The 18,656-nt window shown below is 68.8% G+C and carries 22 protein-coding genes and 1 pseudogene; 2 read left to right on the top strand and 21 right to left on the bottom strand.

Annotated elements, in window-relative coordinates:
- Positions 1-2 precede the first annotated feature (2 nt).
- The 4 genes from ACN0WF_RS13635 to ACN0WF_RS13620 are packed head-to-tail and all read right to left on the bottom strand — an operon-like array spanning position 3 to position 4,330.
- Positions 3-1,571 (bottom strand): phage portal protein, encoded by a 1,569-nt coding sequence (locus tag ACN0WF_RS13635; protein WP_123644170.1) that lies wholly within the window; start codon positions 1,569-1,571, stop codon positions 3-5.
- Complete coding sequence (locus tag ACN0WF_RS13630; RefSeq protein WP_177208251.1) at positions 1,571-1,780, bottom strand: phage head-tail joining protein; 210 nt, start codon at positions 1,778-1,780, stop codon at positions 1,571-1,573. The genes ACN0WF_RS13635 and ACN0WF_RS13630 overlap by 1 nt, the downstream gene beginning before the upstream one ends.
- A 2-nt stretch (positions 1,781-1,782) precedes the next feature.
- Positions 1,783-3,786 (bottom strand): phage terminase large subunit family protein, encoded by a 2,004-nt coding sequence (locus ACN0WF_RS13625; protein ID WP_083548831.1) that lies wholly within the window; start codon positions 3,784-3,786, stop codon positions 1,783-1,785.
- Positions 3,734-4,330 (bottom strand): hypothetical protein, encoded by a 597-nt coding sequence (locus ACN0WF_RS13620; protein WP_028720223.1) that lies wholly within the window; start codon positions 4,328-4,330, stop codon positions 3,734-3,736. Before ACN0WF_RS13620 ends, ACN0WF_RS13625 begins: the two co-directional genes overlap by 53 nt.
- A 111-nt stretch (positions 4,331-4,441) precedes the next feature.
- Between ACN0WF_RS13620 and ACN0WF_RS13615 the strand changes: the two genes are divergently transcribed.
- Together ACN0WF_RS13615 and ACN0WF_RS13610 are read left to right on the top strand one after the other, a co-directional pair.
- Complete coding sequence (locus tag ACN0WF_RS13615) at positions 4,442-4,714, top strand: hypothetical protein (RefSeq protein ID WP_417773343.1); 273 nt, start codon at positions 4,442-4,444, stop codon at positions 4,712-4,714.
- A 95-nt stretch (positions 4,715-4,809) separates the two neighbouring features.
- Entirely contained in the window at positions 4,810-5,382 is a 573-nt protein-coding gene (locus ACN0WF_RS13610) for a DUF3489 domain-containing protein (protein ID WP_028720221.1), read from the top strand.
- A 53-nt stretch (positions 5,383-5,435) separates the two neighbouring features.
- On the opposite strand, the gene ACN0WF_RS13605 is transcribed toward ACN0WF_RS13610, so the two are convergent.
- The 17 genes and pseudogenes from ACN0WF_RS13605 to ACN0WF_RS13525 all read right to left on the bottom strand — a co-directional run bounded on the left by ACN0WF_RS13605 (position 5,436) and on the right by ACN0WF_RS13525 (position 18,580).
- Positions 5,436-5,660 carry a DUF7220 family protein gene (locus tag ACN0WF_RS13605; protein ID WP_028720220.1) on the bottom strand — a complete coding sequence of 75 codons (225 nt, stop codon included), beginning with the start codon at positions 5,658-5,660 and terminating at the stop codon, positions 5,436-5,438.
- A complete protein-coding gene (locus ACN0WF_RS13600) occupies positions 5,657-6,139 on the bottom strand; it encodes a hypothetical protein (protein WP_177208252.1) in 483 nt (160 codons plus the stop codon). Before ACN0WF_RS13600 ends, ACN0WF_RS13605 begins: the two co-directional genes overlap by 4 nt.
- Before the next feature lie 202 nt (positions 6,140-6,341).
- Positions 6,342-6,851: pseudogene (locus ACN0WF_RS13595) on the bottom strand (DNA cytosine methyltransferase); the annotation flags it as partial.
- 1 nt (position 6,852) lies between these two features.
- The gene (locus tag ACN0WF_RS13590; protein WP_093359550.1) at positions 6,853-8,217 is read right to left on the bottom strand and encodes a site-specific DNA-methyltransferase; all 1,365 of its coding nucleotides are present in this window, start codon (positions 8,215-8,217) and stop codon (positions 6,853-6,855) included.
- Between the two features lie 415 nt (positions 8,218-8,632).
- Positions 8,633-9,013, bottom strand: coding sequence for a DUF6362 family protein (locus ACN0WF_RS13585; protein WP_100929097.1), 381 nt, complete (start codon positions 9,011-9,013; stop codon positions 8,633-8,635).
- The gene (locus tag ACN0WF_RS13580) at positions 9,006-9,206 is read right to left on the bottom strand and encodes a hypothetical protein (protein ID WP_417773342.1); all 201 of its coding nucleotides are present in this window, start codon (positions 9,204-9,206) and stop codon (positions 9,006-9,008) included. Before ACN0WF_RS13580 ends, ACN0WF_RS13585 begins: the two co-directional genes overlap by 8 nt.
- Positions 9,203-9,742, bottom strand: a complete 540-nt coding sequence (locus ACN0WF_RS13575) for a hypothetical protein (RefSeq protein WP_417773341.1) — start codon at positions 9,740-9,742, stop codon at positions 9,203-9,205. The genes ACN0WF_RS13580 and ACN0WF_RS13575 overlap by 4 nt, the downstream gene beginning before the upstream one ends.
- A gap of 340 nt (positions 9,743-10,082) precedes the next feature.
- Positions 10,083-12,404 carry an AAA family ATPase gene (locus tag ACN0WF_RS13570; protein ID WP_417773340.1) on the bottom strand — a complete coding sequence of 774 codons (2,322 nt, stop codon included), beginning with the start codon at positions 12,402-12,404 and terminating at the stop codon, positions 10,083-10,085.
- On the bottom strand, positions 12,401-13,171 hold the full coding sequence (locus ACN0WF_RS13565) for a hypothetical protein (RefSeq protein WP_417773339.1): 771 nt from the start codon (positions 13,169-13,171) through the stop codon (positions 12,401-12,403). Before ACN0WF_RS13565 ends, ACN0WF_RS13570 begins: the two co-directional genes overlap by 4 nt.
- Positions 13,168-13,374: a DUF6511 domain-containing protein gene (locus ACN0WF_RS13560; protein ID WP_123644183.1), complete on the bottom strand. Its 207-nt coding sequence runs from the start codon at positions 13,372-13,374 to the stop codon at positions 13,168-13,170. The genes ACN0WF_RS13565 and ACN0WF_RS13560 overlap by 4 nt, the downstream gene beginning before the upstream one ends.
- A gap of 207 nt (positions 13,375-13,581) precedes the next feature.
- On the bottom strand, positions 13,582-15,285 hold the full coding sequence (locus ACN0WF_RS13555) for a DEAD/DEAH box helicase (protein ID WP_417773338.1): 1,704 nt from the start codon (positions 15,283-15,285) through the stop codon (positions 13,582-13,584).
- A gap of 13 nt (positions 15,286-15,298) precedes the next feature.
- The gene (locus tag ACN0WF_RS13550) at positions 15,299-15,922 is read right to left on the bottom strand and encodes a hypothetical protein (RefSeq protein WP_123644165.1); all 624 of its coding nucleotides are present in this window, start codon (positions 15,920-15,922) and stop codon (positions 15,299-15,301) included.
- Positions 15,923-16,023: 101 nt separating this feature from the next.
- Positions 16,024-16,899, bottom strand: a complete 876-nt coding sequence (locus ACN0WF_RS13545) for an ATP-binding protein (protein WP_272857884.1) — start codon at positions 16,897-16,899, stop codon at positions 16,024-16,026.
- Complete coding sequence (locus tag ACN0WF_RS13540) at positions 16,899-17,195, bottom strand: hypothetical protein (RefSeq protein WP_123644163.1); 297 nt, start codon at positions 17,193-17,195, stop codon at positions 16,899-16,901. Before ACN0WF_RS13540 ends, ACN0WF_RS13545 begins: the two co-directional genes overlap by 1 nt.
- A 38-nt stretch (positions 17,196-17,233) precedes the next feature.
- Entirely contained in the window at positions 17,234-17,428 is a 195-nt protein-coding gene (locus tag ACN0WF_RS13535; RefSeq protein WP_018303655.1) for a hypothetical protein, read from the bottom strand.
- Positions 17,429-17,512: 84 nt separating this feature from the next.
- Complete coding sequence (locus ACN0WF_RS13530) at positions 17,513-18,235, bottom strand: RNA polymerase sigma factor (RefSeq protein ID WP_123644162.1); 723 nt, start codon at positions 18,233-18,235, stop codon at positions 17,513-17,515.
- Between the two features lie 99 nt (positions 18,236-18,334).
- Positions 18,335-18,580: a hypothetical protein gene (locus ACN0WF_RS13525; protein WP_123644161.1), complete on the bottom strand. Its 246-nt coding sequence runs from the start codon at positions 18,578-18,580 to the stop codon at positions 18,335-18,337.
- Positions 18,581-18,656 lie beyond the last annotated feature (76 nt).

Here is an 18,656-nt window from a genome sequence, read left to right as displayed (position 1 = left end):
GGTCAGTCCTGTTGGTCGGCCTGCGCCGGGTCTGTATCCGCGTCGGCGGTCGGGTCGTCGGCGTCTGGTTCGTCGGCGGCCGGATCGTTCGCCGGATCGCTGGCCCCGTCTTTGGATTGTGCGCTGCCGGTCTTGGTGACGCGGCGAGGGTCGCTGTCGAGGACCAACCCCAGCGCGTCGAGCTTGGCGTTGGTCGCCGCGATCTCGGCCAGCACGGCGTCGGGGTTGCGGCCCTGCCGGGCGATCACCTCGGCCAGCGTCATGGTGCCCGAGCGGATGGACAGCAGGTTCGCCATCGCGTCCTTCTGCGGATCGACCGCCTCGAACTTCGGCGGCGACCATTCCACAGGCACGATCGGCGACGGGATCTGCCCCGCCGCCCATGCGGCTTCCGTGAACCACCGCCACACCGGGGCGCAGAACATCGGGATGAACAGCTGCCATTGGACGGCGTCGATCTGGCGGCGGAACTCCACGAGACCCGCCCGGATCGAGGAGTAGTTCACTTGGGACAGGTCCCCCGTCAGCAGCTCGTAGGGCACGCGGAAGCCTGCCGAGATCGTGTGCAGGCTCGCGCGCTTGTATTCGCCGTAGCCGCCCGTCGCCGAGGGCTGGTTGAAGCGGATGTCCTTGCCGCCGCGGGCATAGGCGATCAGCCCCGGCTCGAACTGTTCCACCCGGTTGCCGTCGGCATCGACCACGGAGGGCGCGATGCCCTGTTGCGCCTCGTCGTCGCCGAAGACGATGGCGGTGACGCAGGCCTCGGTCTTCTTGCGAACCAGTTCGGCCACTTCATAGTCGTCGAGATCACGCAACGACCGGATCACCGGCGCGCCCCAGGGGACGCCGCGCGCTTGCGTGCGCTGCTTCTCGTAGACATGGGCGATCTCGGTCGCGGGGACCGGGCGGCTCTGCAACCCGTTCTGCAAGGCCCCGTAGGCGTCGCCCGGATGCTCGGCATGCAGCCAGTAAGCCCGGCGCTTCCCGACCGGGTCGAACTCGATCCCCTGCACGAGGCGCCCTGCGCCGAGGGCTCCGGACTTGGTGGCGTCGAGGAAGTCGGCTTCCAGCACCTGCAATTGCAGCGGCACCGGCAGGCCGTCGCTCGCGCGCCGCAGGCGGCGGCGCACCAGAACCTCGCCCGCCTCGACCATCTCCCGGCAGATCAGCGTCTGCAGGCCATAGAAGTCAAGCTGGCCATCGGCGTCGCAGTCCGCCGTCCAGCGTTCGAAGAGCGCATCGACCTTCCGGTCCAGCTTGTCGTCGCCGCTAGCGGCGCGGGGCATGATGCCCGCGCCGATGATGTTGTTGACCAGCACCGCCACGGCCTTGGCCGCATGCGGGTTGTTGCGCACCAGATCGCGCATGCGGTCGCGCAGCAGCGCCCCGGCGACGCCGATTTCGGTGTCGGCCGAGGATCCCGGCGCGCGCCAGCCGTCCGTCCGTCGCCCGCGCGCCGCGCCGTCATAGCCACGCGTCAGCGTCTCGAATGCCTGACGCGCCATCACGCGCCGAGCCGCCATGCGCGGCGCCACCGTGGCGATGGCGTGGTCGAACCAGGTCGCCGACATCAGCGATCCCCGCGCGAGAAGCCAGCGAGCCCCGCCACGGGCAGCGGGCGGCTGAAGCCCGCGATGGCGCGCTCGATGGTCCGGATGCGGGCGAGCAGATCCTCGGCCGAGCCGTAATCCACCGACTTGCCGTCATAGCTGACGCGCGTCGTGCCGCTGGCATAGGCCCGGCGCAGCGCCGAAAGCTCGGTTTCCGTCCAGTCGATCATGTTCAGAACCATCCCTCCCGCCGCCCGAGCCAGTCGGAGCGGCGCTTGCCCTGCGGGGCCTGTCCCGGCCGGTTGATCTGCCCGGCGGGATCGGTGTCGGTGGGGGCGGCCCCGAGCTGATCCTCGAGGTCGCGCCATTTCTCGTCGGGCCAGCGGTCCGCGCCCGCGATCCAGGCGGCTGCGCGGGCGTAGACCCGGCAATCCAGCGCCTCGTTGCGCTCGCGCAGCTTCTGCCATTCCAGCCGGGCGAAGCCGCGCTTGGTGCGCACCGTCACCAGCTGCTCGGCCACGAACTGCTTCAGCCATTCGTTCTCGACCCAGTGCGGCAGGTGCACCGAGCCGGGCGGGAACGCCGCCCCGTCGGCCATCTCCTCCTCGGTCGGGCGTGCCAGCCGCAGGAAGCGGTAGGTTTCGGCCTTGAAGGTCGAGACCGCCACGGTCCAGAGCCGCGCCCCGCGCCGCAGGCGTTTGCCGCCCTCGGTCGCGTCGACAAAGGTCGGCCCCGACACCGGGCTCGAGCGGTTGAACCCCTCGACGCCCTTGACCGGCGACACCTGCGCGAAGCCTTGCGCCCGCGACCAGGAATAGACCGCCGGGGCCTCGTAGCCGGTGTCGATGGCGAGCCGCGCGATCCTGAGATGCGCGCGGCGTTCATGCGGCCAGGACCTGTCCAGCAGCGCGGTCAGCTCCGACCAGGCGTCGTGCCGGTCGGGCCCGCCCTCGATGACGACGTGATCGACGAGCCAGCTTTCCAAGCCGCGACCCCAGGCCCAGACATCGACCTCGATCCGGTCCTTCTGCACGTCGGCTCCGGCTGTCAGGAACAACCCGCCTGCTGGCACCGTGCCGGATTTCCAGCGTTCGCGCCGGTCGTAGAGCCGCTGCCAGTCGGGCGCTTCCCCGGTCTCGACCCATGTCTCGCCGAGGATCGTGTTGCGGAACGCCTTGATCGCCTCGTCCGACCCTTGGGCTGCTTCCCATGACCGCACGATCCGCTCCCAGCTCAGCCAGCCGATCGGCGAATAGAGCGCCGAAAGGTGATACCCGACCGTGGTCGGATCGGCGGCCGTGGCGGTCGCCCGCCATTCGCCGCCCTCCAGCATCGCCGTCTTGTGGTGTTCCGCGATTGCCGCGTCGCAGCCCTCGCAGTGATACTCGGCCGTCTCCGGGCGGCCCTTTTGCCAGCGCAGCCGGTCGAACTTCAGCCATTGTGCGTGGCCGCATTGTGGGCACGGCACGAAGAACCGACGCTGGTCGCTGGCCTCGTACTCGCGCTCGATGCGCGACAGCCCCCGGATCGTGGGCGTCGAGACCAGCAGCACCTTGCGCCGGTGGGCGAAGGTCAGGGAGCGCGCCTCGGCGAGCGTGACCGGATCGCCTTCCTCGTCGGCCGAGGCGGGATAGGCGTCGACCTCGTCGAGGAAGATGTAGCGCGCCGGGGTGGACCGAAGCCCGACCGCCGAGTTCGCGCCCGTCATGATCAGGATGCCGCCCGCGAACTCCTTCGAGAGCATCGTGTTGCCCGCATCGCGGGATCGCGCGGGCTTCACCCGCTCCCGCAGCTCTGGGCTTTCATCGATCAGCGGGTCGATGCGCTGGCGCGAGTTGCGCTTGGCCAGTTCCACGGTCGGCTGGACCGCCAGCATCGGACCCGGCGCCTGGTGGATCGCGAACCCGATCCAGTTGTTGCCCGCCTCGGTCGCGCCGACCTGCGCCGCCTTCATGAACACGATCCGCTGCGTGGGATCCCCCGGCGACAGCCGGTCCATGATCTCGCGCATGTAGGGCGTGCGCACGGTGCGATACCGCCCCGGTTCGGCTGAAGCCCGCCCCGAGAGCATCCGGTGCCGGTCCGCCCATTCCGAAACGGTCAGGTCCGGGTCGGGCCGCAACCCGTTGCCCCAGGCGCGGAGGATCTCGCCCGCGCCGTCGAAGTCGATCAGGCCATCATCGTCACCGGAAGTCGGGCCGGACCTCGGCGAGTTCGTCGAGGTGGGCGCGTACATGTTTCTCCAGGACCTTCTGCATCGCGGCTGGCTCCACGGTGATCTGCTGGCCGGTCACGTCGGCGCACGAGGCTGACAGTTCGGCCGCCATCAGCGCCGCCGCGCGTGCAGGCCAGTTCACCCACGCGTCCCGTTCCTCCCGCGCCAGCCGGAACACCAGCGCCAGCGCGCGGGCCCGCTCGATCAACTCCCCCTTCAGCTTCTGGAGCCGGATGCGCCGCTCCTGCGCTTTCAGCACCTCGTTCGCGGTCTTCGCCTGCAGGAAGGTCGTGCCGCCGCCGACGGCCGGGACTGCCAGCCCCTGTTCACGCAGCGTGTCGCCAACAGCGGCCACGGCCGCCTCGGGGACGGGCTTCAGCTTCGGCGTGGGCGGCTTGCGGGTCTTGGACGGGTCGGTCGTCTCGGCACGTCTGGCGTCGCTGGCGGCCGCGTTGATGCTGCCGTCGGGATAGAGGACCAGCCGCTCGGCGGCCTTGGCCTTCTGGATCGCGCCCCGCGACAGCCCGACATGCGCGGCGTACTGGCGCTCGCTCATGCCCTGCATCGACGGCTCCGATTATCTATCGAAATCATGTTCTTATCGAGTTGATAAGCAGCGCGACCGGAGCGAACGTCCGTTCAGAAGGACGATGCAACTCACCAAGGAGCCATCACGATGACCACGCGCCTGAACCCGATCACCACCCCGCGCCACGAACTCCGCGCCGAGAAGGCGCGCCGGAATAAGGAAGCCGCGCTCGCGGCCTTCATCGGCAAGAAGGCCGAGATCGACGAGATGCTCGCCCGGCTGCAGACGCTGAGCGACGACCACTTCAACGCCCACCCCGACGAGATCAACTGGGGCCATGTCGGCACCCTCGAACACTACGCCAGCCTCCTGAAGCGCATCACCGACAGCGCCTTCGGCAAGGGCGAGCACGCCCGCTGATCTCCGGCACTGCCGGAACTCCCGCCGCGCGCCCTGCGCGGCTCGGGGTCGTAGGAGGCGCCGCATGACGCGGGCCCGAATACGGAGACGATCCCATGACCAAGCTTTCTGACACCCAAGCCATCATCCTCAGCGCCGCCGCACAGCGCGAGGACCGCATCGCACTGCCGCTGCCCGAGAGCCTGCGCGGCGGCGCCGCTGCCAAGGTGGTCGGCGCGATGCTCGCGAAGAACTTCCTGCAGGAGGTCGACGCCGACACGCGCAAGGGCGAGCTTATGTGGCGCGAGACCGGAGACGGCCACGGCGTCACGCTGGTTGCCACCGACGCGGGCCTTGCCGCCATCGGGATCGAGACCGAGGACGCGAACCCCGCGCCTGCGGGCGCGACGGACGCGCCTACCGAGGAGGCCGCGCCGGACACCCCCACCGTAGCCGAAACCGCGCCCAAGACGCGCACACCGCGCGAGGGCACCAAGCAGGCCACGCTGATCGCCATGCTGCGCGCACCGGACGGCGCGACCATCGAGGAGATCATGGCCGCGACGGGCTGGCAGTCGCACACGGTGCGCGGCGCGATGGCGGGGGCGCTGAAGAAGAAGCTCGGGCTCGAGGTGACCTCGGAGAAGGTCGAGGATCGGGGGCGCGTGTACAAACTCCCCGCCGCCTGACGCGCCGGACCCCGACAAGCTGATGACCGCCGTCCCTACGGGGCGGCGGTCGATCATTTGGCGCTCCGCATCCGGATCGCCTCGAACACCCGCCGCAAGGCGAAGGAACGGGCGATCGAGACGACGGTGAAAATGGCGCCCATCTTCAGGTTCTGCGCCAGCGTCGTGTGCAGCCCGAAGATCGGGAAGATCAGGATCTGCGTCACGACCGCGACGCCGTAGCCGACGATCACGTTGGCGACGGACTCGACCAGCGACATGAGGCGGGTCTGCTTCATGCCGCTGCCTCATCCATCGGCCAGCAGTTCAGCCGCGAGAGTTCGCAGCGCATGCGCCGCAACCAAGGGGACCACGCCGTTGCCACAGAGGCGAAGCCGGTCCACCCGGTGGGCCAACCCATCAGTGCCTCGACGAACAGCGGGTTCAAGGTCCGGCGCGGCTCGGAGGTATCGCTCCCAGCCATCGGCGTCACCAGGACCTGGCGGCCAAGCAGGCCGTTCACCGGCGTGTTCGCGAGTGTCGTCGCCCCGTCCTTGTGATCCCGCGCCGTCGGCGTCATCCACAATCCCACCGCATGGGTCAGATCGGCCGTCTTGCGGTTGCCCGCGCTCGGCTTGCAGCCGTCGTTCGCCATCGGCGTCGGCCAGTCCCGCGCCATGCGGTCCAGACCCTTCTCGTCTCGTCGTTCGCCGCCCCGGCTGCGGAAACTGTCGGTCTGCGGCGTGGGCCACATCGCAGCCGTGGTCGCCAGGTTCATGCCGTGCTGGCCCGCTTTCTGCGACGGCGTCGGTATTGTCTGCCTGTTCTCGTTGGCGCTGGCCCTTGGCGTCGGCCAGAGCCGCAGCAGTTCCGTCCGGTTCCCGCCACTCGACCGGGTGCCAGAGCAGGCGCGCGGGGTCGGCCAGCTCGTCCCCTTCGCGGATGGCGAGGATGAAGAGCCGCTCGCGCTTGTGGGGCGCGCCGACTTCCGCCGCCGTGAAGAGGCCTGCCGCAAGGCGGTAGCCCATGCCGACCAGTCCTGCGGCGACTTCGGGGAAGCCGAGGCGGAGATGATGGGCGACATTCTCGAGGAAGACGAAGGGCGGTTCGACCTCGCCGATGATGCGGGCGACATGCGGCCAGAGGTGGCGCGGGTCGTCGGCGCCCCGGCGTTTGCCCGCGACGGAGAACGGCTGGCACGGATAGCCCGCAGTGACGATGTCCACCGCGCCGCGCCACGGGCGGCCGTCGAAAGTTGCAACATCGTCCCAGACAACAGCCTGATCCAGGGACGCGTCTTCCATCCGCGCCACGAGAGTGGCTGCGGCGAAGGTTTCCCGTTCGACATGGCCCACAGCACGATATCCGGGGATGGCGATGGTGAGCCCGAGGTCGATACCGCCCGCGCCGGAGCAGAGGGAGAGGCCGAACAGACATGCGTCTCCGGCTCCGGAAGCGTCTCCGGAGGAAGGTAGAGCCAGGTCATGCATGTCACGCGGCGGTCTGGCGCTTTCGCGCGGGTTCGGGTTCGGCGTCCGTGTCCGGCGTATCGGTGACGTCGCCCAGCCGCTCCGCCTTCACCTGCGCGAAGGTCCGGCCGTCGCCGTCGAGGATCGCGTCCTTGTCGGTTTCGGCCTGCCAACGCTCCACGGCGACATCGACATACGCCGCGCTGATCTCCATTGCGAAGACGCGGCGGCCATTGGCCTCGCCCGCCATGATCTGCGACCCGGAGCCGGAGAACGGCTCATAGCAGAGGCCGCCCCGCGCCACATGCTGGCGCATCGGGATCCCGAAGGCGTCGAGCGGCTTCGGCGTCGGATGGTCAGGCCGGTCATCCTTGGCGAAGCTGGGAAGCGCCCATGTCGATGGCAGCGTTTCCTCGGCCACCTTCGGCGGGCGGTTCGGGCGACGCCAGCCCATGAAACAGGGCTCGTGCTTCCAGAGGTAATGCGACCGGGTCAGGACGCCCCGGTCTTTCACCCAGATGATTTGCTGATGCACAAAGGCGCCTGCCTTCTCCCAGCAGGCTTCCAGCATCGCCTGGCGGCGCGAGGCGTGCCAGCAGTACCAGGCAGCATCCTCGGCGATGGCTTCCGCCACGGCTGCAGCGATGAACCCGTCATAGAGTTCCGCGCCCTGCGAACTGTCGTCCCAAGTCGTGCCGTAGGACGCCGACCAGTCCTTGTTGCGGGTCGGATGGTTCGAGCCGTCGTAGTCGACGAGATACGGTGGATCGGTCGCGAAAAGGATCGCGCGCTCACCGTTCATCAGGCGGCGCACATCGGCCGCGCTGGTGCTGTCGCCGCAGAGCAGCCGGTGATCGCCGAGGATCCAGAGATCGCCCGTCCGCGACGCCGGATTGCGTGGGGGTTCGGGGATGGTCACCGGCGGCACGGAGCCCCCGGCGCCCTCTTCCTCGCCGCCACCGTCGAGATCGAAGGCCAGCAGCTTGTCGAGTTCGCCATCGGAAAACCCGACCAGCGACAGGTCGAAGTCTTCGGCCAGCAGGTCGTTCAGTTCCGCCGACAGCAGCGCCTCGTCCCAGGTGCCGAGTTCCGTCAGCTTGTTGTCCGCAATCCGGTACGCCCGGCGCTGCGCTTCGGTCAGGTGCCCGAGCACGATCACCGGCGCCTCGGTCAGCCCGAGCTGCGTCGCGGCCAGCACGCGCCCGTGGCCTGCTATCAGTTCGCCGTCCTCGCCGACGAGGCAGGGCACGGTCCAGCCGAACTCGGCCATGCTGGCGGCGATCTTCGCGACCTGATCCGCGCCATGCGCCTTCGCGTTCTTCGCGTAGGGCTGGAGGCGCGACAGCGGCCACGTCTCGATCGCGTCCGGGGCGAAGCTCAGCGTCATGGTGGGCAAGATTCCTCGGTCGGGTGGATGCCGGTGGCTTCCGGACTCCGGATGCCGGGCTGGACTCCAAGCGGGGTCCAGCGGGCACCAGCGGTGTCCGGTCGGAAGGCCAGCGTTCATTGGTGTTTGCGCGGCGCGCGCGTGGCTCCGGTTTCCGGGTGGCTTCCCAAAAATCCGGCCCTGTCGCTGGCGATGTCCCGCGCTTCGCCCGCCAGCATACGAATATCGCCAGGAAGGAACCGGAAACTGCCGTGGGCTGGACCCCGGCCGGACCCTCGCTGGATGCCGGGGTCCAGAAGCCCCCATCAACGCAAAGGGGAGAGCGAGCCTTCCAGCGCACTCTCCCCATCTTGCCTTCGGAATAACATGGATCTGTTGCAGATGTCGAAGGAAAAAGTGTTGCAACACATTGGAGTCACTGCGCATTCAGGCGCGCAGCGATCTTGGTCAGCGCCAGCTGCCAGCGCCGCCACGCCGTCGTGCGGTCGCAGCCGAGTTCCCCGCTGATCTGCTTCCACGGCACACGGGCCGCTCGCGACCAGACCAGCTTGCGCTCCGCCTCCTCGATCCAGAGCACCCAGTCGAAGGTCTGCTCGAGCCGGGTGATCGCGGCGGCCGAGGGCCAGACCCGCATCGGCTGCGGCTCCATCGCCGCGATCTCGCGGCTCGTCCGCACGATGTCGGGCCAGGTGTTGAAGTAGCCCTGAGCCTTCACCGGCGGCAGCTTGCGCAGGGTGCGGAACGCCTCCTCGAAATGATCGGCGACGCACTCGGCGGTCCATTCGCGATCAGCCATGGCGCGCCTCCCTGTCGGACTGGCGCGGGCCGTAGAGCTTCTCGCCAAGCTGGCGGACCAGTTCACGCTCGGGCCAGGTGAGGCGGTCGTCATCGGCGGAGACCGCGAGGACGCCCTGTTCGTGCCAGCCCTCGCGCTTGACCTGCTCGGGATCCCGGCGGCGACCGCCGTAACCGTGGGGATGCCATCTCATGCGACACCTCCCTTCGTCTCGATCGCCCAGAGCAGGATCGCGATGGCGTCGGCCTCGTTGTCGTCGGCCGGGCTGAAGCCGCGGGCGCGGACGGCGGCGACCATGGCGGCCTTGTCGGCGTTGCCCTTGCTGGTGGCGTGGCGCTTGATCGTGCCGACCGGCACGCCCTCGTAGGGCACGCCGCGCAGTTCCGCCCATGCGGTCAGCGTGGCCATGAGCCCGCCGTAGATGTGGCTCGCGTCGGTGCCTGCGTGGCGGCGGACTTCCTCGAACCAGATGGCGGCGACGGGCCCGGACAGCCGGTCGATCTCGGTCAGCCAGTTGATGAAGCGCAGGTAGCGCATGCCGCCACCATCGAAGCGGCGCGGGCGCAGCGAGACGGTTCCGCTGGTAATCAGGCCGTCATGGCCGCGGATCGCCCAGCCGGTCGAGGTGCCGAGGTCGAGCGCGAGGATGCAGCGGTTGCGGGGTGTGTCGAGCGGCAGCGATTCAAACCTTGCGCCGTCGCAATTCGGGATCAGAGTCGGCTGAGCCATGATGGGTCTCCTTTGCCGGTGGCCTGTGGTGGTGGAAGACGACGGCGGTCTGGTGCTTGGCGGTACGGGGCCGGCGTCGTCGGATCGGAAAGCACAACACACCGTCACGGCGGCGCGCGCGGCTGACCCGGACGTATGGGAGGAGTGGCCAACCCTGTGGGGTAGCCCTCCCATACGTAGTATGGGGGTTTGACACCTAACTGTTCCGAGGCGTTCAAGTGGCTGAAATCGTTGCGGAATAAGACTTCATGAAGTCTTCGGGCATGAGTCAGGGAGCTAACTCTTGTTTGCCCGTAACCCGTTGATTTCGTTGAGTGCACATTTGGCGCTGTCATATGAGTCAGGCCTCACTCATATGAGTTAGGTCGTCCTCGAGCCCCTCCGGGTAGACCCAGACGGCGGGGTTTTCGACCTGCAGGCAGAGCCCGGATTGGGGGCATTTGAAGTGGCTGGGCAGGACCTGGCGGGCGGTTGCGGTGACCTCGCCGGTGTCCGGATCGACCTCCTCGACGGGCGCGCCGAACTGCATGCCCTCGACGCAGAGGTAGCCGAACCGGGACCGGGTGACGGGGAAGCCGAACCCCGAGGGGTCGCGCAGGAACTTCACGAAGCCCTTGGTCGCCAGCACGCTGAGGCGCTCGCGGATCGTGTGCTTGCTTCCCAGACCGCTCCGGTTCTCGAAGGTCTCGGCGAACTGCATGGCGGTGTAGAGGCGCTCGCCCGCCGCCTCATCCAGCAGCATGCCGAGGATGACGTCGTGCTTGCGCAGCCGCTCGGCATCGAGTTTGGCCCCGACCTCCTTGCGCACCAGGCGCTCGTTCAGCGGGTTCAGCTCGACCCATTCGCCCTTCACCTTGTCGATCAGCTTGCCCGGCAGCGCGGGGCCGTTTCGCAGCTCGATTTCCAGCCTGCGGACGGAACTGTCCTCGTCTGGCCGATGCATGAGCAGTCCCGAGGTGTAGAAGCCCCGCAGCGCGCTGGCGCCGGAGAGGGCAAGGAAAGGATCGTCCTTGACCTGGTGCTTGCTGGCCTTGCGGGTGTGGTGAGCGAGGATGACGCCCGCGTCCGGATTGACCGCCTCGCGGAGAAGCTCCACCCGGTCCTTCAGGAAGAACATCATGGCGGTGTTGTCGTTCTCGCCGCCCCCCTCAGGTCCGCCGTCGAAGAGATTGCGGATCGGGTCGATGACGATGATGTCGGGCGACGCGTCGGAGAATGCGGCCCGGATCGCCTCGGCAACGCGGGCGACGCCCTCCGCGTCGAGCAGCAGCTTCAGCTTCGGCGTGGCGATGAAGGTGTCGCGCGCGGCGGCGATCACGGCGGCGGGCAGAGCGATCTGCTGCATGCGCTCGCGCAGGTAGTGATACTGGATCTCGGCCTGCAGGTAGAACACGCGCAGCGGCCGCGGCGGCGTGAAGCCGAGGAACGGCACGCCAGCGGCCATGTGCACGAGCCAGCAGATCAGGAAGTCGCTCTTGCCGACCTTGGGCGCACCGCCCAGCACCAGGAGCCCGCCCGGGGTCAGTACGCGGGGACCGATGATGTCCTCGGGCATCGGGCTGGTGTCGTCGAGCAGAGCGCCGAGGCTGAAAGTCGGCAACGGGATGGTCGGGGCATCGGCATGGGCTGCGCGCAGGAGCGGCGGGCCGTTGCGCTTCACATGCAGCGCCCAGAGGCGTTCGGACTCGGCCATCAGCCGATCGAGCGGCCAGGACGGGCGCAGCATGGCGGCGTTGTAACCGCAGATCGCCTCCCAGCCTGCGAAGGGGTCGAGGCGGCCCTCGTGCACCAGGCGCACGTAATGGCCGATGGCGGCGCTGGCCCCCTGGAAACGGGACCAGTCGTCGACCGCGCCTTCGCGCACCGGCGTGGTGAGCACCGCGTCGATGCCGGGCTTCGCGGTCGGCGCGGCAACGTCGCTGGCGAAGCCCACACCGGGCAGCGGCGGCATCTCAGCGACCTTCTCGGCGAAATCCGCCAGGTCCACCTCGACGTCTCGATGTTCGCGGATCTGCACGAGGCGTTGATGACCGTGCTTGTGATAGACCGTGCCAGGCACCCGGATCGGCTGGTGCGCCGAGCGGAAATGCGTGTCGCCGCCGACCTTAACGGCAATCTCGCCGCGCAGGCGGCAGAGGGTTGCCAGGTCATCGCCCTCGGCGGGCTCGGTGAGCCGCCACCAGACATGCAGCTTCGCAGCACCCTCGGGCGTGCGCCCGCCGCTTTCGATGATGAGCGTGGGCGTGCCGAGGTGGCGGGTGACATGGTCCAGCTTGGCCGGGATGTCGCCTGCGTCGAGATCGACGACGATGGCCTGCATCTGCAGCACATCGGCGGCGCGGGCCTGGCCCTGTTCCTCGACCGTGCCGGGAATGACGTAGACGGCGGCACCTTCGCGGTTCGCCCATCCGGCGAAGGTTGCGAGTTTCTCGGGCGCAGTGTCGTCGGCCGGGATCCAGATGTTGTGCGGCTTGCCGTCCCGGCCCTGACCCTTGTCGACGAAGCCGCGGAGCGGGATCAGCCCCTCGCACCAGCTGAACACGGTGTCGAGGAAGAGGGCGATCTGCTCGGGGTCGGGGTCGCAGCCGAAGGGGTTCTCGGACGGCGGCCCGTCGTTGAAGTCCATCCACGGGTTGAAGTGCAGGATGCCGTCGTCGCTCATGTCGGCAGCCCCCAGCAGCGCTCGGACCACGGGCAGAAGCGGCATTCGAAGAAGTCGGGCGTGGTGGCGACGCGCGGCAGAAGCTCGCCTGCGTCGGTCGCCTGCAGGATCCGCACGCCCCGGTCGGACATGCGCTGCGCGAGATCGGCATCGAAGGGCACCAGTTCGTGGTGCATCTCAGCCGTGTCCTTGTTGATCGCGGTGAAGAGCGCGGGCGCGGCCGAGATGCCGGGGACGGTCCCTTCCATGTAGGCCTGGTAGAGCGCGATCTGGGCGGCGTAGACCGGCTTCGACTTGGTCACGCCGTCCTTGACGCAGGCGCGCCAGTTCTTCGCGTTCATCGTCTTGCATTCCCAGAGGGCGGGAACGGCCAGACCGAAGCCCTCGGGGCCTGCGGCGATGATGCCGTCGACATGACCGCGGATGCGTCCGCCCGCGACGGAGAAGCCGAACTGGCCGCCATCTGGCCGGTTGCCCTTGCGGGTGTAGAGGTCGATGCCCGCGCAGCGCAGCCAGGCCACGGCCAGATCCTCGAGCGCATGGCCGATGGCGAAGATGCGCAGCGACTGACCGCTGAAGTCCTGGCCCTCGTCCTTCGGCGTCGCAGTGAACTCGAACTGCAGCGCCCTCTCGCAGGCATGGCCGAGGCGCGATCCGCCGAGATAGTCGCGGGGCGGCCGCGTCGCCTGATCGGCGGTGAGCGCCCGGTCAACGGCGGCATTGACCCGCTCTGCGAAAGTCGGCCGGTGATTGTAATCGAGGGTCAAAACGGCACCTCCGGCGTCTGCGCCCGGGCGATGTCGGACATGGCCTCGCGGAAGCCCTCGACGGCCTCCTCGATCAGCGCGCGCACCTGCGCCTCGGTCAGATCGGCGAGCGGTGTAGTCCAGCCGATCTCGTCCATCAGCAGTGCGACGCGCTTCATGGTGGCGGTGATCGCGGCGCGCTCCTCCTCGGTCAGGTCAACCATGGCGAAACGCTCCCGCGCGAAGCGCGTCCAGAAGGACTGGCAGGGCATCGAGCAGAACCAGACCGATGGCCGGGGCCGCTTCGACCGGTGCGGATCGAACCAGCCAAAACCACGGGTGGGTTGCCGGCAGACAGCACAAAGCGTCCCACGCGGATGCCAGAGTCGCCGCCGGTCCTCGGCCGTGATGGGGGTTGAGGGTGCCATGGGTCATGCCGCCCTCCGTTCGGGAGAGGCCGCCGTGTCGATCAGCTGGCGGATGGCGCGCTTGTTGAAGCCGAAGGTCATCAGCGCGGAGGCGCGGTAGCGCGTCAGGCCGAAGTCGTGGCGGCACTCGGGCGGCAGGTACTGCAGCTGCTTCTCGGTCGGCGGCTGGCGCAGCCAGGAGCGGGTCTTGAAGGCGCTCTCGTCGGTCTCGTGCGTGTTCAGCCAGTCGTCGGCCTGCGCGAGGCAGACGGTGCGCTCGCCGACGCCCAACAGGTGGGGGCGTTCGCCCTTCGCGCCGCCGATGGCGTACCAGACCCCGTCCAGCCAGAAGATGCCGCCCCAGGCTGCGAAGCCCGTGGCCATCAGCGCGTCGTCCGTGCCGTAGAGGTCGACCCACGCGAAGCTGGAGCGCTTCAGCAGGTCGATCTCGGTCATCATGAAGCCCGAGAGCGGCGCGGCGTCCCCGCCTTCGCCCGCATCCAGATCCTCGCGCGGGAACGCCTCGCCGCAGAGCGGGCATTCGGTGGCGGCCAGCGGGATCTCCGCCTCGCAGGCAGGACAGGTCTTCGTCGGCGCCTCGCCGATCTCGGTCTTGCCGTCGAGATCGACGTCCTGTTCCAGCGTGCCGTGGATCAGGCTGGAGGTGCCGAAGTCCAGCACGACGCAATCGGTTTTCACGATGCCTGGGTGTTCCTCGGGGTCGACGGTGCGCAGCCCGCGCCCGACCATCTGGATCATCGTGGACTTGTAGGAGCTGGGCCGCAGCAGCACGACGCAGGAGGTGGGCGGATGGTCCCAGCCCTCGGTCAGAACCGCCACGTTGACCACGACGCGGATGTCGCCCGCGGCGTAGTCGGCGAGGATTGCCTTGCGCGTTTCGGCCGCCAGATCGCCATGGATCAGCGCGGCGGAAACGCCCGCCGCCCTGAAGGCGTCGGTGACGTGTTCGGCATGCGCGACGGTGGAGCAGAACACCACGGTCTGCCGGTCGCCCGCCTTTTCCTTCCAGTGGCGGATCACCTCGTCGGTGACGGGCGCGCGGTCCATGATGCCCGCCACCTCCGCCATGTCGAAATCCGACATGGTCTTGCGGACGGACCGCAATTCGTCCTGGACACCGACATCGATGACGAAGGTGCGCGGCGGCACCAGGTGGCCCGAGGCGATCAATTCGCCCAGCCGCACCTGATCGGCGACGTTGTCGAAAACCTCGCGCAGGCCCTTCCTGTCGCCCCGGTTCGGCGTCGCCGTGACCCCGAAGATCCGGGCGTCGGGATTGGCCTCGCGCACCCGGTCAATGATGCGGCGGTAGCTGTCGGCGACGGCATGGTGCGCCTCGTCGACGACCAGCAGGTCGAGGCGCGGCATGTCGGCGAGGTTCGAGGCGCGCGCCAGCGTCGGCACCATGGCGAAGGCGACCTGACCGCCCCAGGACTTCTCCGTTGCGTCGATGACAGAGGTAGCGACGCCTGGCACCACGCGCTGAAACTTGGCGCGGTTCTGCGCCGTCAGCTCGTCGCGATGGGCCAGCACGCAGGCCTTGGCCCCCGAATTCTTTGACATGGCGCCGATCATCTCGCCGGTGACCGCCGAGAGCATGATGGTCTTGCCCGCGCCAGTGGGCGCCACGCCCAGCGTGTTGCCGCGGGAAGCGAGCGCAGCCACGCTGCGCTCGACGAAGGTCTTCTGGCGGGGGCGCAGGCGCATGGCCGGTCTCCCCTTACTGCGCCCAGCTCGGCCGACCGGCGGCGCCGGGGGCGGACGCGGGCTGGCTGGGCTGGGTGGACGTGGTGGGCTGCTGCGGGGCGTGGCCCTGCGCCGGGGCAGCAGAGGACTGCGGCGCGACCGTGCCCATCAGCGCGGCGTAGTCGCGATGGTCGGGCGTGACGGCATTGCGGATCTCGTTCTTGTCCTCGCCGTTGGTGTCGGTGCCGATGTCGATGCGGGCGATGAATTCGACGCCGTCGAGATCGCCGAACCCGTTGATGCGGCGGCGGGCCTGCGCCTCCGGCGAGTTGTCCTTGTCCGACACGCCGCGCGCCGAGTTGAGGATGCCGCGGATCAGGCCGCGCCCCATGTTGGCCCAGTCTGGACCCTTGGGGCTGTAGAGGCCGATCAGCGACCAGATTTTGCGCCGGGCATAGGGCCCTTCGAGCACCGTGTATTCGACGTCGAGATAGACGGCGCCGGTGGCGGCGCGGCGCGCCCAGCCGCCGGTCCAGCCTTGCGAGGGGTCGTCGTAGCCGCCGGGGCGCAGTGAGGCCCGCACCTTGGCGAGCGTGCCCTTCGGGATGACGTTGGTGTTGGATTGGGCGGAGTTGAAGTCGTTCCAGGGTCCGGACATTGCGCGGCTCCTTTCAGTTGGAGGATGGGACGCGCAGTGGCGTCAGAGGGGAAAAGCCACCCCAGCGACCGGATCGGGACACCGGGCGTGGCGAGAGGCGCTCAGCCATGGCCGGGCTCCTGCGCGGGCGCGGGATCGGCCGGGGTCACCGGCGGCCATGTCAGGCGTTCGGAGGCTGGCGCCGCGGGACGCTGGATCTTCTCCATCAGCCGGCCGAGATGCGGGGCCTCGACCCTGTCGAGGCGGCCGGAACGGTCCTTGGCCGGATAACCCCAGGGGTTCAGCGTCTGGCAGACGAAGGCGCGCTGCGGCTGGCCGCCCTGGTCCGGGATGTCGGCCATGGTGATGACCTGATCGACGATCCCCGGCAGCTCGAGCCCGGTCTTCGAGCCGTCGATCTGCGGCTGGAAGACCTTGCGGTTGAAGTCGTCGAGCCGCTCGTCAAGGATGCCGACGAACCAGACGTGCTTGCCGCGCGTGTGCTGCAGGTGGGTCAGCCAGCCGATCATCTCACGGCCATGCAGCCCGTAGGCGCCGCGGATGTCGGGCTTGCCGGTCTTCTCGGAGAACGCTTCGGGCTGCCCACGGCACCACTGGAAGCAGAGCCGTCCCGCGACGGTGATCGAGTCGATGAAGACGGTCTCGTATTTCCCGATCACCGTGGGATCGCCGTAGCGGCCGCAGACCTCGTCGAAATGCGCCTGGCTGTAGGGCTGGTCCTCGCGCAGCGCCGGGTTCGGCCCGCCGATGAACACCGCGAAGTCGCGACATTCCTTCCAGGTGCGGGGCCGGAGCGTGTCGATCTCCAGCCCCTCGACCGCCAGATCCCCAGCCTCGAGATCGAGGAAGAGCGTGGTCGAGGCGTTCAGCGTCCAGAGCAGGCTGGTCTTGCCGATGCCGGACCGCCCGAAGATGACGCCCTTGATGCCCTTGCGTTGCGCGAGCCGCTCATCGGCGCCGATGATGGGAAGGGCCATCACTGGCCCTCCTTCTTCATCACCGCCGTGGCGGCGCGATCTGCGCCGATGCACCCCGCCTCGCGGGCGAGCTTGTAGAGGCGCTTCAGCGCGTCGGCGCGGCGGTAGGCGGCCGTGCTCTCGCGCTCCGCTTCCACGATCGCGAAGGCGATCTCGTCGACGGTCGCCTCGACGACCGGCAGCGGCTCGCGCGGTTCGTCTCCGGGACGCTGCGGGAGGGAGATGGTTTCGGGGAGATCTTCGAGGGCGTAGTTCACCTTGCGAAGACGGGTGATGGCGTCCGACTGGTCCGGCATGGCGGTTCTCCGTGAGATGATGTGATCGAGGAGGCGCATCACGCGGCCTCGCGGACGTCGGGCGCGGGCTCGGCGACGTAGATCGCCAGCAGCGGCGTCCCGTCGGCATGGGCGCCGGCGTCCTCGATCTGATAGTTGCGGTTGGGCTCGCAGACCTCGGTCAGCTCCCAGCGGCGATAGAGCCCCGGAAGACGCCTGAAATCCTCGAGCGACAGATCGGCAGTGCGGTTCATGCGTGTCTGCTTTCGGTTTGAGGGAAGGCGCTCGGGGCGCTCGAATGGAAAAAGCCACCGGCGGGACCGGATCGGGACATCGGTTCAGGGGATTTCCTCGAGGGCGTCGTGCAGCCGGCGCATCGCGCGCTGGTACCGCTTGCGGGCGGCGGCCTCGGTCAGCCCCAGGTCAGCTCCCGCCTCGGCTTGGGAAAAACCCTCGATCGCCACGCGGATCACCAGCACGGCGTCGTCGCCGAGCAGCTTCCGCACGGCGCCGTTCAGCCGGGCGTACCCATCCGCGCCGATTCCGCTGTCGCCGCTGTCCGCCACCTCGTCGGGGTCGGCGCCGCTGGCGAGATGTTCGCGCGCCGTGTCGCGCTGGCGCACGCGGATCATGTCGCGCTCGACGTTGCGGAGCACCGTGGCCGCGATCCAGTTGACGCGCCCGAGGTCGAGGCCGCGGACCGCCTCGGTAGTGCGCGCCAGCACGTCGGACGCGACCTCGTCAGCGGTGCCGAGCCTGCGCCAGAGCGACCGGCGCCGGATGGCGTCGAGGCCGGGCCAGAGCGCCAGCAACAGCATTGTCAGGGCGCTGTCGGACGCGGGCCCGTCGCCCTGCGCTGCCCTCACGAGAGCGGCGAGGATCAGGTTCTTCTGGCCCTGATCGCCGGGGGTGCGGTGCAGCCCGTCCAGCAGGGCCGCCGGATCCCGGAACGCTGCAAGGGCGGCCTGCGTGCGCCGGATGGCGTCGAAACTGCGCTGGAAGTGAAGATTGGAGGAAGATTGCATGAGGTGATCACGGATCTCGTGCCACGCGAAGGACATCGGACGCCTGCCTTGCGGCCAGGCGTCCGGCGCCTTCTCGTGGCCAGGTCAGGACGTCGCGCGTCTCTGCGATTTCAGGGGGTTGGGTGAATGCGCGCGTCAGCGCGCGGGTGCCGTTGCGTTATTCAGCGTGGCGCAGCCCCGGCAGGTGGCCTGAACCGGAAAGCCCACGAGATACTCGTGCCCCCGCGCGAAGCGCAGGTGCATGCGGCCGTCCCGGCAGACGCCGAGCAGCTTCTCACAGCGCGTGCAGCGCCATTCCGAGTTTGAGGTGGTGGGCTTGGTCTTCGCGGCGCCGGACCAGCTCGTCTGGGCTGCCTGGCGCGAGGGGAAGGGAGTCGGCATGAAAGTGCTCCTCTGATGTGGAGCCCTTCCAATAATCAGCGGTTTGTTAGACCGTCCCGCCCGAAACCCTAGATGA

Source organism: Stappia sp., assembly GCF_048268045.1.
Classification (GTDB): Bacteria; Pseudomonadota; Alphaproteobacteria; order Rhizobiales; family Stappiaceae; genus Stappia.
This window is presented reverse-complemented; position numbering and strand designations above follow the sequence as displayed.

Excerpts from the sequence above, each read along its gene's own strand:
- ACN0WF_RS13525 (WP_123644161.1), bottom strand. The coding sequence starts at position 18,580 with ATGCCGACTCCCTTCCCCTCGCGCCAGGCAGCCCAGACGAGCTGGTCC.
- ACN0WF_RS13580 (WP_417773342.1), bottom strand. The coding sequence starts at position 9,206 with ATGAGATGGCATCCCCACGGTTACGGCGGTCGCCGCCGGGATCCCGAG.
- ACN0WF_RS13615 (WP_417773343.1), top strand. The coding sequence starts at position 4,442 with ATGACCACGCGCCTGAACCCGATCACCACCCCGCGCCACGAACTCCGC.
- ACN0WF_RS13535 (WP_018303655.1), bottom strand. The coding sequence starts at position 17,428 with ATGAACCGCACTGCCGATCTGTCGCTCGAGGATTTCAGGCGTCTTCCG.
- ACN0WF_RS13570 (WP_417773340.1), bottom strand. The coding sequence starts at position 12,404 with ATGAGCGACGACGGCATCCTGCACTTCAACCCGTGGATGGACTTCAAC.
- ACN0WF_RS13635 (WP_123644170.1), bottom strand. The coding sequence starts at position 1,571 with ATGTCGGCGACCTGGTTCGACCACGCCATCGCCACGGTGGCGCCGCGC.
- ACN0WF_RS13590 (WP_093359550.1), bottom strand. The coding sequence starts at position 8,217 with ATGACGCTGAGCTTCGCCCCGGACGCGATCGAGACGTGGCCGCTGTCG.
- ACN0WF_RS13545 (WP_272857884.1), bottom strand. The coding sequence starts at position 16,899 with ATGGCCCTTCCCATCATCGGCGCCGATGAGCGGCTCGCGCAACGCAAG.
- ACN0WF_RS13560 (WP_123644183.1), bottom strand. The coding sequence starts at position 13,374 with ATGGTTGACCTGACCGAGGAGGAGCGCGCCGCGATCACCGCCACCATG.
- ACN0WF_RS13555 (WP_417773338.1), bottom strand. The coding sequence starts at position 15,285 with ATGCGCCTGCGCCCCCGCCAGAAGACCTTCGTCGAGCGCAGCGTGGCT.
- ACN0WF_RS13610 (WP_028720221.1), top strand. The coding sequence starts at position 4,810 with ATGACCAAGCTTTCTGACACCCAAGCCATCATCCTCAGCGCCGCCGCA.
- ACN0WF_RS13585 (WP_100929097.1), bottom strand. The coding sequence starts at position 9,013 with ATGGCTGATCGCGAATGGACCGCCGAGTGCGTCGCCGATCATTTCGAG.
- ACN0WF_RS13620 (WP_028720223.1), bottom strand. The coding sequence starts at position 4,330 with ATGCAGGGCATGAGCGAGCGCCAGTACGCCGCGCATGTCGGGCTGTCG.
- ACN0WF_RS13540 (WP_123644163.1), bottom strand. The coding sequence starts at position 17,195 with ATGCCGGACCAGTCGGACGCCATCACCCGTCTTCGCAAGGTGAACTAC.
- ACN0WF_RS13575 (WP_417773341.1), bottom strand. The coding sequence starts at position 9,742 with ATGGCTCAGCCGACTCTGATCCCGAATTGCGACGGCGCAAGGTTTGAA.
- ACN0WF_RS13630 (WP_177208251.1), bottom strand. The coding sequence starts at position 1,780 with ATGATCGACTGGACGGAAACCGAGCTTTCGGCGCTGCGCCGGGCCTAT.
- ACN0WF_RS13625 (WP_083548831.1), bottom strand. The coding sequence starts at position 3,786 with ATGTACGCGCCCACCTCGACGAACTCGCCGAGGTCCGGCCCGACTTCC.
- ACN0WF_RS13530 (WP_123644162.1), bottom strand. The coding sequence starts at position 18,235 with ATGTCCTTCGCGTGGCACGAGATCCGTGATCACCTCATGCAATCTTCC.
- ACN0WF_RS13550 (WP_123644165.1), bottom strand. The coding sequence starts at position 15,922 with ATGTCCGGACCCTGGAACGACTTCAACTCCGCCCAATCCAACACCAAC.
- ACN0WF_RS13605 (WP_028720220.1), bottom strand. The coding sequence starts at position 5,660 with ATGAAGCAGACCCGCCTCATGTCGCTGGTCGAGTCCGTCGCCAACGTG.
- ACN0WF_RS13600 (WP_177208252.1), bottom strand. The coding sequence starts at position 6,139 with ATGAACCTGGCGACCACGGCTGCGATGTGGCCCACGCCGCAGACCGAC.